The following is a 12056-nucleotide window of genomic DNA, read 5'->3' on the forward strand; positions in this document are numbered from 1 at the left end:
AATCCGATTGATACCTTTGTACTAATTTCAGCACAGCGGATCTTAACCATTCATCAATAACTCTGTTATTCTTGCGCTTTTCAACGGCGATTTATTTAACGTTGATGTTTAGCACTCCACTCTGGTGGGCGTATTGGGGGAATTGGGACATTTATGAAGCTCAAGGGAAAAATCAAAAAACGCTATTTTCTGTTCGCCGTCGTCCTTATTGTGGCGGCAATTGCACTTTGGCGAACGCTTAATGCGCCTTTACCTCAGTATCAAACATTAATTGTTCGTCCTGGCGATCTGCAACAAAGCGTGCTGGCGACCGGTAAGCTGGATGCGCTGCGTAAAGTTGACGTCGGGGCGCAGGTCAGCGGGCAGTTAAAAACGCTGTCGGTCGCGATTGGCGATAAAGTGAAAAAAGATCAGTTGCTCGGTGTTATCGATCCTGAACAGGCGCAAAACCAAATCAAAGAGGTTGAAGCGACGCTAATGGAATTGCGCGCCCAGCGTTTACAAGCCGAAGCTGAGTGGAAGCTGGCGCGGGTCACTCTCTCCCGCCAACAACAGCTGGCGAAAACTCAGGCCGTTTCACAGCAGGATCTCGACACGGCGGCCACCGAAATGGCGGTCAAACAGGCGCAAATTGGCACAATTGACGCGCAAATTAAGCGTAATCAGGCCTCTCTCGATACGGCGAAAACCAACCTTGATTACACCCGCATCGTTGCGCCAATGGCTGGCGAAGTAACACAAATTACTACCCTGCAGGGGCAAACCGTTATTGCCGCCCAGCAGGCACCTAACATTCTGACCCTGGCGGATATGAGCACCATGCTGGTGAAAGCGCAGGTTTCTGAGGCTGATGTAATTCACCTGCATCCGGGGCAAAAGGCCTGGTTTACCGTGCTGGGCGATCCGCAGACGCGCTACGAAGATAAGCTCAAAGATGTTCTCCCGACGCCAGAGAAAGTGAATGATGCGATTTTCTACTATGCCCGCTTCGAAGTTCCCAACCCGAAAGGGATCCTGCGCCTGGATATGACCGCGCAGGTCCATATCCAGCTCACTGATGTCAAAAATGTCCTGACCATCCCGCTGTCGGCGCTGGGCGATCCTATCGGCAATAATCGTTATAACGTCAGGTTGCTGCGTAACGGCGAAACCCGCGAACGTGAAGTGGTTATCGGCGCGCGTAATGACACCGATGTGGAGATCGTGAAAGGGCTGGAAGAGGGGGATGAAGTCATTACCGGTGAGGGCAACGCTGGAGCTGCAAAATGACAGCATTGCTTGAGCTGAGCCATATCCGCCGCAGCTATCCGTCAGGCGAAGGCCAGGTTGAGGTGTTGAAGGACGTATCCTTGAGCATTCAGGCCGGGGAAATGGTGGCGATTGTCGGGGCGTCGGGTTCGGGTAAATCGACGCTGATGAACATTCTCGGCTGTCTGGATAAGCCAACCAGCGGTACGTATCGCGTTGCCGGACGTGATGTCTCTACGCTGGATAGCGATGCGCTAGCGCAACTGCGTCGTGAGCATTTTGGTTTTATCTTCCAGCGCTATCACCTGCTGTCGCATTTAACCGCCGCACAAAACGTTGAGGTACCGGCGGTCTACGCGGGCACTGAACGTAAGCAGCGCCTGGCGCGTGCGCAGGAATTACTCCAGCGGCTGGGGTTGGGTGACCGGGTTGACTATCAACCTTCCCAGCTTTCCGGTGGTCAGCAGCAGCGGGTCAGTATCGCGCGTGCGCTGATGAACGGGGGGCAGGTTATTCTTGCCGACGAACCCACCGGTGCACTGGATAGCCATTCCGGCGAAGAGGTGATGGCGATTTTGCATCAGCTGCGCGATCGCGGGCATACGGTAATTATCGTTACTCACGACAGCCAGGTCGCCGCGCAGGCCGAACGGGTCATTGAAATTCGTGACGGTGAGATTGTGCGCAATCCACCGCCACAGAAACCCTCTGGCGGACGCGATATTGCGGAGCCAACGGTGAAAACGGCATCCGGCTGGAGCCAGTTTGTCAGCGGTTTTCGTGAAGCACTTACCATGGCCTGGTTGGCAATGGCCGCGAATAAGATGCGTACGTTACTGACCATGCTTGGGATCATCATCGGTATTGCTTCGGTGGTGTCGATCGTGGTGGTAGGCGATGCGGCTAAACAACTGGTACTGGCAGATATTCGCGCTATTGGTACTAACACCATTGATATCTATCCAGGCAAAGACTTCGGCGACGACGATCCGCAATATCAACAGGCGTTGAAGTATGACGATTTGACGGCGCTACAGAAGCAGCCCTGGGTCAGTTCAGTAACGCCTGCGGTGTCGAAGAACCTGCGGTTACGCTATGGCAATATCGATGTTGCTGCCAGTGCTAATGGCGTTAGCGGCGACTATTTCAACGTCTATGGCATGACATTTAGCGAAGGGACCACCTTTAACGCCGAGCAACTGGCGGGGCGCGCTCAGGTGGTGGTGCTCGACAGTAATACCCGTCGTCAGTTGTTCCCCAATAAAGCGAAAGTTGTTGGCGAAGTCGTGCTGGTGGGGAATATGCCTGCCACGGTGATTGGTGTTGCAGAAGAGAAACAGTCGATGTTTGGCAGTAGCAAGATCCTGCGTGTCTGGCTGCCTTATAGCACTATGTCCGGGCGAATCATGGGACAGTCGTGGCTGAACTCGATCACCGTGCGGGTGAAGGATGGTTTTGACAGTGCCCAGGCCGAACAGCAACTGACCCGACTGTTGACGTTGCGCCACGGTAAGAAGGATTTCTTCACCTGGAATATGGACGGTATCTTGAAAACCGCCGAAAAGACCACACGTACATTACAACTCTTCCTGACGCTGGTGGCGGTGATTTCGCTGGTGGTCGGTGGGATTGGCGTGATGAATATTATGCTGGTTTCAGTAACCGAACGAACGCGTGAGATTGGTATTCGTATGGCGGTTGGCGCTCGCGCCAGTGACGTGCTGCAACAGTTCTTAATTGAAGCGGTGTTAGTGTGTCTGGTTGGCGGCGCGTTGGGCATTAGCCTGTCGATGCTGATCGCTTTTACGCTACAGCTATTTCTGCCGGGCTGGGAAATTGGATTTTCACCCGTCGCGCTGTTGACGGCGTTTCTGTGTTCGACTGCAACCGGTGTGTTGTTTGGCTGGCTACCGGCGCGGAATGCGGCACGTCTGGATCCGGTAGATGCTCTGGCGCGGGAATAATGCCACAGAGATAAAAATGCCAGCCGCAAGGGCTGGCATTTTGACTGCGGGATGTACACAATGAGACAGAAGAGCTATGCGACAGCTTCTGCTTCAATGACAGGCACGATGACACTGGCATGATTGCCTTTTGGCCCCTGGTGGACATCAAACTGGACAGACTGTCCGGCTTTTAGCGTTCTGTAACCATCCATCTGAATGGTGGAGTAATGGGCGAAAATATCTTCGCCGCCGCCTTCGGGGCAAATGAAACCAAACCCTTTGGCGTTGTTGAACCACTTAACAGTACCCGTTTCCATACTTCGACATCCTTCGTAAATCTTATATAAGTAAGATGGAATGAACCGGTGGCGGAGTGGGGGCTGTTCAAAACCTCGCCAACTCTCGAAACTACAATTTAGAGAAATCAGGCGGGGCGTCAAGCGCCATGCAGACGGAATAGGGTAAAAATGCATCAAAATTTGAAGCAGTTAACGCTATTGTCGGTTATGTGACAGATGTCGCGGATGGCACTAATAGATGATAGTTATCTAATACTTGAGGTAGATTGATTGTGCGCATAGGCTGCTTGTCAGCGGCAAGATTTTCTGCCGGAAACCGTAACTGAAGATGACGACTGACAATGGGTAAGACGAACGACTGGCTGGATTTCGATCTGCTGGCGGAAGACAAATTGCGCGACGCGCTAAAACCGCCATCTATGTATAAAGTGATATTAGTCAATGATGATTACACTCCGATGGAGTTTGTTATTGACGTGTTACAAAAATTCTTTTCTTATGATGTAGAACGTGCAACGCAACTGATGCTTGCAGTTCACTATCAAGGCAAAGCTATCTGCGGTGTGTTCACTGCCGAAGTGGCTGAAACCAAAGTAGCGATGGTGAACAAATATGCGAGGGAGAACGAGCATCCGTTGCTGTGTACGCTGGAAAAAGCCTGAATGCAGGCATAAACATTGGGGGAGGTGCCTATGCTCAATCAAGAACTGGAACTCAGTTTAAACATGGCTTTCGCCAGAGCGCGCGAGCACCGACATGAGTTTATGACCGTCGAGCACTTGTTACTGGCGTTGCTCAGTAACCCATCGGCCCGCGAAGCGCTGGAAGCGTGTTCTGTGGATCTGGTGGCGCTCCGTCAGGAACTCGAAGCCTTCATTGAACAGACCACACCTGTATTGCCTGCCAGTGAGGAAGAACGCGACACGCAGCCAACGTTGAGTTTTCAGCGTGTACTGCAACGCGCGGTCTTTCATGTTCAGTCCTCCGGGCGCAATGAAGTTACCGGCGCAAATGTGCTGGTCGCTATCTTCAGCGAGCAGGAATCTCAGGCGGCTTATCTGCTGCGTAAGCATGAAGTAAGTCGTCTTGATGTGGTGAATTTTATTTCTCATGGCACGCGCAAAGACGAACCCAATCAGTCTTCTGACTCTGGGAATCAGCCAAATAACGAAGAGCAAGCTGGCGGGGAGGACCGTATGGAAAACTTCACGACTAACCTTAACCAGCTTGCCCGAGTGGGCGGAATTGATCCGCTCATTGGCCGGGACAAAGAGCTGGAGCGCGCCATTCAGGTACTGTGCCGTCGCAGAAAAAACAACCCGCTGCTGGTGGGAGAGTCTGGTGTCGGTAAAACCGCCATTGCTGAAGGCCTCGCCTGGCGTATCGTCCAGGGTGATGTGCCTGAAATCATGGCTGATTGCACCCTTTACTCCCTGGATATCGGCTCGCTGTTGGCTGGCACCAAATATCGCGGTGATTTTGAGAAACGCTTTAAGGCGCTGCTGAAACAGCTGGAACAGGATACTAACAGCATTCTGTTTATCGATGAGATCCACACCATTATCGGTGCGGGTGCGGCATCGGGCGGCCAGGTGGATGCGGCTAACCTTATCAAGCCGTTGCTCTCCAGCGGGAAGATTCGTGTGATAGGGTCCACAACCTATCAGGAATTCAGCAATATCTTTGAAAAAGATCGTGCGTTAGCGCGCCGTTTCCAGAAAATCGATGTCACTGAGCCATCGGTAGAAGAGACCGTGCAGATAATCAACGGTCTGAAGCCGAAATACGAAGCGCACCATGACGTCCGCTATACCGCCAAAGCGGTGCGTGCAGCGGTTGAACTGGCGGTGAAATACATTAACGATCGTCATCTGCCGGATAAAGCGATTGACGTGATCGATGAGGCGGGCGCGCGTGCGCGTCTGATGCCGGTCAGCAAGCGCAAGAAAACCGTCAACGTGGCGGATATCGAGTCCGTTGTGGCCCGCATTGCGCGGATCCCGGAGAAGAGCGTTTCGCAGAGCGATCGCGACACGCTGAAAAACCTGGGCAACCGTCTGAAAATGCTGGTATTCGGACAGGATAAAGCCATTGAGGCGCTGACTGAAGCGATCAAAATGAGCCGTGCCGGTCTGGGACACGAGCATAAACCGGTCGGTTCGTTCCTGTTTGCCGGACCAACTGGCGTCGGTAAGACCGAAGTCACGGTGCAGTTGTCCAAAGCACTCGGCATTGAACTGCTGCGTTTTGATATGTCCGAATATATGGAACGCCACACCGTCAGCCGCCTGATTGGTGCGCCTCCGGGGTATGTCGGTTTCGACCAGGGCGGTTTGCTGACCGATGCTGTTATTAAGCATCCGCATGCGGTACTGCTGCTGGATGAAATCGAAAAAGCGCACCCGGATGTCTTTAACCTGCTGCTGCAAGTGATGGATAACGGCACGCTGACCGACAATAACGGGCGTAAAGCGGATTTCCGCAACGTGGTGCTGGTCATGACCACCAACGCCGGTGTGCGTGAAACTGAGCGTAAATCGATTGGGTTGATTCATCAGGACAACAGTACTGATGCAATGGGCGAAATCAAAAAAGTGTTTACGCCGGAATTCCGTAACCGCCTCGACAACATTATCTGGTTCGATCATCTCTCTACCGAGGTGATTCATCAGGTTGTTGATAAGTTTATCGTCGAGCTTCAGGTTCAGCTGGATCAGAAAGGTGTCTCTCTGGAAGTGAGCCAGGAAGCACGTGACTGGCTGGCAGAGAAGGGCTATGACCGCGCAATGGGCGCACGTCCAATGACGCGTGTGGTCCAGGATAACCTGAAAAAACCATTGGCTAACGAACTGTTGTTTGGTTCGCTGGTGGATGGTGGCCAGGTGACCGTTGCGCTGGATAAAGAGAAAAATGAGCTGACCTATGGTTTCCAGAGTGCACAAAAGCACAAGCCAGAAGCTGCACATTAATCTTTAATCACCTAATCAGCCGGGCGCAATGCCCGGTTTTTTTTCGCCTGATAAAAGTGATTTGAATTGGGATATTCAGGGGAGTTTAAACGGCAGGCAAAAAATAAGCCTGCGTAAGGGCGTTTTTCAGGGTAGGTAACATGGGCTTTCAGCGGTGCAATGCGGGTTTGCGCGGCACGCAAGACCACTGAAAGCCATAATAAACTACCCTACTGTGGACACTGTGTGGACACTCCGGGAGTCAACACCACCACGTAGCGGATTGAGTGAAACAGCATCCTGAAGATACTCCGGGGCAAAGTGCGCATAGACCATTGTCTGCTCTATCCGTGAATGTCCCAGTATTCTCTGCAGGGTGATGATACTCCCGCCGTTAATCATAAAGTGGGTAGCAAAACTGTGACGCAATGCGTGAGTTGCTTGCCCGTCCGGTAGATCCGGTTTTACATCTTTCATTGTTCGCCTGAACTTCGGGTATGAAGCATCAGGGAACAGATAACCCTTACCCGCAATCATTACGGCTACTTCCTCAGAGATAGGGACAGTACGCGGTTTGTTCGTCTTTGTTTTAACGAACGTAACTCGATTCTGTATTACGTTCTCAGCTTTCAGTTTCGCGGCCTCACCCCATCGAGCGCCGGTACTTAAACAGAGAATCGCGATTTTCTTGTTGTCCCCGTCAAGATTGGCAAGCAACAATGTTATTTCTTCCTGCGTCAGATAGCCGGTTTCTGGTTTCTGCTCCTTGAGCTTTTTCATCCCTCTGAAAGGGTGTTCACCAAAAAACAACTCCGCATCAATTAGCGCAGTAAACATACCACTCAGGCAGGTAAGGTCGCGGTTTATACTGGCCGGTTTTATGCCTTGCCCTCTGCGAGTCATGCTGTACTGGCTAATAAGAGCTTTGGTTATCTGAAACGCGCAAGGGTCATCAGTGATCCGGGTAAAGATTTCAATCTTACCCAAGTTGGATTTTCCGTGTTCTTCATGCTTGCCTTTCAGATCCCACCAGACTTTTGTTAATTCAGACAGATGCCGCTTATCTGTCGGTTTAGCCAGCCATTCTTTATCGTGATGGTTGTATTGAGTGTGTTTCTCAAAAGCTACAGCCTCACTTTTCTTGTCAAATTTCCTGCGGATGCGCTTTCCGTTGCGCCCTGCAGGTCTGATGTCCACTTCGTATCGACCATCATCGAGCTTTTTAATAGACATAAAGCCTCCCGATGATGTTACTGCTTACTTCAATTTCCTGATTTAAATAACAAAAACTCTTCGTGCATTTACTACACAAATAAGCGCCGTAAATGGTTAGCCAGTTTTCTGGTCGGAGTGGGGAGATGTTGTTGTCTGCTGCCCAAAGTGCGCGAGAGCCGGTGCAACTTGCCCAGCTTCAGGTGCTATTTGGTCAGTCATAAACCACATCGTGTACTTCGTGAAACGAGGGTGTTGGAGAATTTTCATGATGGATTCTACACCTGCATTTTTTGAACGGCTCTCATAGCTTGAAAGTGAGCTGTAAGGTACGCCAGTTAACTCGCTGACTTCTTTACGGTTTAGTCTTTCTGACTCCCGCATAAGCTTTAGCTTCTCTGAAACGTCTATTGACATAATTACTCCTATTGCGTAATTTTGTGTTTATCGTAGTTTGTATTTCACATTCGTAGTCTCATTAAAGGCAATTATAAGCCATTAAGAGCAATTAAAACGCTAACGGAGAAGTGTACCAGATGAAGAAGTCATTAGAGAGCGCCACTGACGCAGTTCCTTATCAAGAGTTTGCACGCCTGATAGGTAAAAGCCCTGCAGCTGTTAAGGGGATGATTGAGAAGGGCAAATTACCCATCGTTGAGATGACCGATCCACAGTCTGCAACTGGTAGAGCTGGAGAATATTGGGTTTATCTTCCTGCATGGAACAACGGCATGAAAATGGCGTATGAGAGCCGCCCAAAAGCGATTCGAGAAGGGTGGCTAATGTGGCTCGGTCTAGGGGAACCACGTTAATGAATATTGAAAGTACAAATGAACCTCGTTGCATTGCCCAGCTACTCCGGAGAGAAAGCCCTAACCCGATTAACTTTACTATCACTCACGGGTCCGGCCGCAGGGGCATCATCATCCGCACTCGTAAGCCTGACATTATTGAGACACTTTTCCGTTTGGTCAGAAAAAGAGGGAAATGGTTATGACCGTTATGACTCTTGATGTGATCCAGAAACAGCCAGCGGCACTTCGAGGGCTGGTTGGTAAGTACCTGGCTCAGCCACGCTGGCAAGACACCTGTGATTTTTACAATCAAATGATGGAGCGCGAACGACTGACAGTTTGTTTTCATGCTCAATTAAAACAGCGTCACTCTGTCATGCGCTTAGAAGAAATGGACGAAGCAGATCGCGAGCGCCTTGTCTGTGCGCTGGATGAACTGAGATTCGCATTTTGTCGGTTTCGTCAGCATGGCTCTACTAGGGCGACTTTCATTAGCCGTCTTACTGTTAGCCAAAGGCGTTCTCTTTTTCGTCATGCCGGGCTCACAGATCAAGAATTCAGTATGCCGCACTGGCGATTGAACGAGGACGACTGCTATTGGCGGGACAAACTTTTCCGCGCCTTGCGAGAGCTGTTTAGCCTTTTTGAGTATGCGCCGACTATTTTAACCTCGGTAAAACCTGAGCAGTATTTACATTAATTAATCTGGATTCGATTTATTACACGCCTTACAGCGTGGGGACCCTTTTTGTCTGGAGATAGGTAAATGCAAAAACAAAAAACAGCTCAGCGGGGTGCGTTTTCGGCACTTCTGGAGCAGGCAGTAAGTGAAGCACAGCGCGACACGGCGACCCGTTTCTCTTCTCAATTTGACGGGCTTATCGCGCACATCAGTAAGTCAGAACTTAGCCGCACTGAGATTATCGATTTGTTAGGTCAAGAATCAGAAAAATTGCACAACTCAATTTTTGGTTGAGCGGTTTATCCACTTTAGAAGGAAGTAAGAATGAGTATCCGTATCGATATAAATAACCAGTACGTTATTACTAGTGACCGCTATCAGTTTATTTTGCAGGAAAAGAAAATCGCTACCTCCGGGAAAAACGAAGGTAAGGAATGGCTAGATGTTGTGGGTTACTACCCAACTATCCCTAAGCTCGTTTCAGGCCTTGCTTTGCATGACCTTTTAACGGGAGATGCTACCTGTTTCTCTGCGCTTGAAACTCAGATTGAGCGTGTAGTGAAGCAATGTCTGGACGCCTTCAATTCGAATGGCTGCTGAACCTCGGGGGCGTACTGCCCCTTCGCCACCACCTCCTTTCTCGAAGCACACCGATGATACATTCGTCGGTGCTTATCCCTGGAATGCTCCACGTTCTGCAATTGGCCGTGACAGACCTCTTACACGTGGCGAATTCCGTCAGGTGCAAGGTGTTTTAGGTAAAGTTAATCGTCTGCCTTATGTCTTAAAAACGCTGTTTAACTCGCGTTATGATTTCATCCGTCGTAATAAAAGCCCCCTTCATGGTTTCTATTTCCTCAAGAACACTGTCGAGAAAAGGGTGGGGCCGCGTCTTGAGCGGGTCAATCAGCTAAACGGAATGAACGAGACGGCATCGCTACTCTTCCTGAGTGAGCGCGAAAGCTATTCGCGTTTAGCAGGTATGAGTGACAAGGCTCTCAAAAAATTTGCTGCCCGTATCGCTTCGCAGCTCTATGTTGCTTATGAAGAACTTAGCGACGCTTGGGCTGATACTCACGGCGGTAAAGAGACTCTTTTTACTGATGAGGCTCAGGCGCATTTGTACGGCCACGTTGCTGGTGCAGCTCGCGCATTCAACATTACACCGATGTTCTGGAAAAAATACTGCAAAGGGCAAATCACGATCCGCCAGGCATTTTCCGCTATATCTCGTTTGATTAATGATGAGTGGTGGATTAACCAGTTTAAGGCGCAGCGTATGCGCTGGCACGAGGCATTGCTGATTGCTGCCGGTGAGGTGAATAAAGACCGTTCCCCATACGCCAGCAGAACGGCGATCCGCGACGTGCATTCTCGCCGCTTGGCTAATCTCGAATACCTCAAATCGTGCGAGCTGGAAAACAAAGTTACCGGTGAGCGTATCGATCTCATCAGCAAAGTCATGGGAAGTATTTCAAACCCTGAAATCCGTCGTATGGAACTGATGAACACAATCGCAGGTATTGAACGCTATGCGGCTGGGCAGGGTGACGTCGGTATGTTTATCACTATCACCACGCCATCGAAGTATCACCCTACACGTCAGGTCGGAAAGGGCGATAAAAAGACGGTGCAACTTAATCACGGATGGAATGACACCGCTTTTACGCCGAAGGATGGTCAGCGGTATTTATGTCGTATCTGGAGCCTGATGCGTACAGCCTTTAAAGATAATGATTTGCAGGTCTATGGTATGCGTGTTGTAGAGCCGCATCATGACGGAACGCCGCACTGGCACATGATGCTTTTTTGCAAACCAGAGCAACGTAAACATATTACTGAAATCATGCGACGCTATGCCTTAAAGGAAGATGGCGACGAAAAGGGTGCTGCAGCACAGCGTTTTGAAGCGAAGCACCTCAATCAAGGTGGTGCAGCCGGTTACATCGCAAAATACATTGCGAAGAATATCGACGGGTATGCACTTGATGGGCAAGTCGATCACGATACCGGTAAACCTCTCACTGATACTGCAGCAGCAGTAACCGCATGGGCGTCAACGTGGCGTATCCCGCAATTTAAATCTATTGGACTGCCAACGATGGGGGCATATCGTGAGCTGCGCAAATTACCTCGTGGCGTAAGCATTGCTGATGAATTTGATGAGCGAGTCGAGGCTACAAGAGCCGCAGCTGACGAGGGTGAGTTTGACCTTTATATCGCGGCGCAGGGTGGGGCGAACGTACCACGTGATAGTCAGACCGTCCGTGTGGCTCGTAACGTGACTGACGAGGTCAACGCCTACGAAGAGGATATAGAGAGAGTCGTGGGCATCTACGCTCCGCACTTGGGCTCTGAGCTGATACATGTTACCCGTACAGCCGAATGGCGCATCGTTCCAAAGCTGTTGGCCGTTGAGCCTTTGACTTTAAAAAGCGGCATTGCCGCGCCTCGGAGTCCTGTCAATAACTGTGGAAAACTCACCGGTATTGATACTCCAGTTATGACACCCGCACCATCTGAGCAAGCTGCAGCGGTGTTAAATCTGATTGATAGAGGGGTTCTTGCTTGGGATGAGCCGGACGTTGTGAAGGTGCTTAAAGGCGCTTTAAAAGTTGATACACCTCAGAAAAGCCGCACCGCTCAAACCTGCTGACCAAGCACCATCAGTTAGGATAACCAAAGCGGTAAGGCAGCAGATACTGATAATTCATTTCGATTTGCTTCTGAAAGGAATTTCCCCAGAATGGTGGGAGCTCGTTGCGTTGGTTCGTGGGGTGGCAGTTGTTTATGATGGGGAATGATATTGCTATCAGGCACCAATAAAGTGGCGCGATTTTTGAAAAAACAATTTTAACAGCATCAGTATGCTTGCTTAGACATGTCATAATACCCATTTACACTATAATTTTGCATAATTAATCTTT

The 12056-nt window shown here is 50.2% G+C and carries 12 protein-coding genes and 1 pseudogene; 10 read left to right on the top strand and 3 right to left on the bottom strand.

Going from position 1 to position 12056, the window contains the following annotated elements; all coding sequences use genetic code 11:
- The first annotated feature begins 153 nt into the window (after window positions 1-153).
- Both macA and macB read left to right on the top strand, forming a co-directional pair.
- Complete coding sequence (macA, locus tag OGY67_RS02060; protein WP_286573268.1) at window positions 154-1269, top strand: macrolide transporter subunit MacA; 1116 nt, start codon at window positions 154-156, stop codon at window positions 1267-1269.
- Window positions 1266-3212 carry a macrolide ABC transporter ATP-binding protein/permease MacB gene (gene macB / locus OGY67_RS02065; protein WP_048215946.1) on the top strand — a complete coding sequence of 649 codons (1947 nt, stop codon included), beginning with the start codon at window positions 1266-1268 and terminating at the stop codon, window positions 3210-3212. Before macA ends, macB begins: the two co-directional genes overlap by 4 nt.
- Window positions 3213-3286: 74 nt before the next feature.
- Here the strand turns inward: macB and cspD are convergent, their stop codons facing one another.
- Window positions 3287-3511: a cold shock-like protein CspD gene (cspD, locus tag OGY67_RS02070; protein WP_003036813.1), complete on the bottom strand. Its 225-nt coding sequence runs from the start codon at window positions 3509-3511 to the stop codon at window positions 3287-3289.
- Between the two features lie 323 nt (window positions 3512-3834).
- Between cspD and clpS the strand changes: the two genes are divergently transcribed.
- Both clpS and clpA read left to right on the top strand, forming a co-directional pair.
- Complete coding sequence (clpS, locus tag OGY67_RS02075) at window positions 3835-4155, top strand: ATP-dependent Clp protease adapter ClpS (RefSeq protein WP_003036810.1); 321 nt, start codon at window positions 3835-3837, stop codon at window positions 4153-4155.
- 30 nt (window positions 4156-4185) lie between these two features.
- A complete protein-coding gene (gene clpA, locus OGY67_RS02080; protein WP_208744023.1) occupies window positions 4186-6462 on the top strand; it encodes an ATP-dependent Clp protease ATP-binding subunit ClpA in 2277 nt (758 codons plus the stop codon).
- A 204-nt stretch (window positions 6463-6666) separates the two neighbouring features.
- Here the strand turns inward: clpA and OGY67_RS02085 are convergent, their stop codons facing one another.
- Window positions 6667-7674, bottom strand: coding sequence for a phage integrase (locus OGY67_RS02085; RefSeq protein WP_286573272.1), 1008 nt, complete (start codon window positions 7672-7674; stop codon window positions 6667-6669).
- 96 nt (window positions 7675-7770) lie between these two features.
- The gene (locus OGY67_RS02090; protein ID WP_286573275.1) at window positions 7771-8070 is read right to left on the bottom strand and encodes a helix-turn-helix domain-containing protein; all 300 of its coding nucleotides are present in this window, start codon (window positions 8068-8070) and stop codon (window positions 7771-7773) included.
- A 119-nt stretch (window positions 8071-8189) separates the two neighbouring features.
- On the opposite strand from OGY67_RS02090, the gene OGY67_RS02095 reads away from it, so the two are divergent.
- The 6 genes and pseudogenes from OGY67_RS02095 (at window position 8190) to OGY67_RS02120 (ending at window position 11933) form a co-directional block, all read left to right on the top strand.
- On the top strand, window positions 8190-8465 hold the full coding sequence (locus OGY67_RS02095) for a Cox family DNA-binding protein (protein ID WP_049002087.1): 276 nt from the start codon (window positions 8190-8192) through the stop codon (window positions 8463-8465).
- Window positions 8465-8650, top strand: a complete 186-nt coding sequence (locus OGY67_RS02100; RefSeq protein ID WP_286573277.1) for a hypothetical protein — start codon at window positions 8465-8467, stop codon at window positions 8648-8650. The genes OGY67_RS02095 and OGY67_RS02100 overlap by 1 nt, the downstream gene beginning before the upstream one ends.
- Window positions 8647-9147 carry a phage replication protein B gene (gene repB / locus OGY67_RS02105; protein ID WP_029139596.1) on the top strand — a complete coding sequence of 167 codons (501 nt, stop codon included), beginning with the start codon at window positions 8647-8649 and terminating at the stop codon, window positions 9145-9147. The genes OGY67_RS02100 and repB overlap by 4 nt, the downstream gene beginning before the upstream one ends.
- A gap of 66 nt (window positions 9148-9213) precedes the next feature.
- Entirely contained in the window at window positions 9214-9423 is a 210-nt protein-coding gene (locus tag OGY67_RS02110; protein ID WP_099530339.1) for a DUF2732 family protein, read from the top strand.
- A gap of 30 nt (window positions 9424-9453) precedes the next feature.
- Window positions 9454-9729, top strand: coding sequence for a DUF5405 family protein (locus OGY67_RS02115; protein ID WP_286573279.1), 276 nt, complete (start codon window positions 9454-9456; stop codon window positions 9727-9729).
- Window positions 9719-11933 (top strand): annotated as a pseudogene (locus tag OGY67_RS02120) (replication endonuclease). Before OGY67_RS02115 ends, OGY67_RS02120 begins: the two are co-directional and overlap by 11 nt.
- The last annotated feature ends 123 nt before the right edge of the window (window positions 11934-12056 follow it).

It is taken from the genome of Citrobacter sp. Cpo015 (assembly GCF_030333035.1).
Taxonomy (GTDB): Bacteria; Pseudomonadota; Gammaproteobacteria; order Enterobacterales; family Enterobacteriaceae; genus Citrobacter; species Citrobacter portucalensis.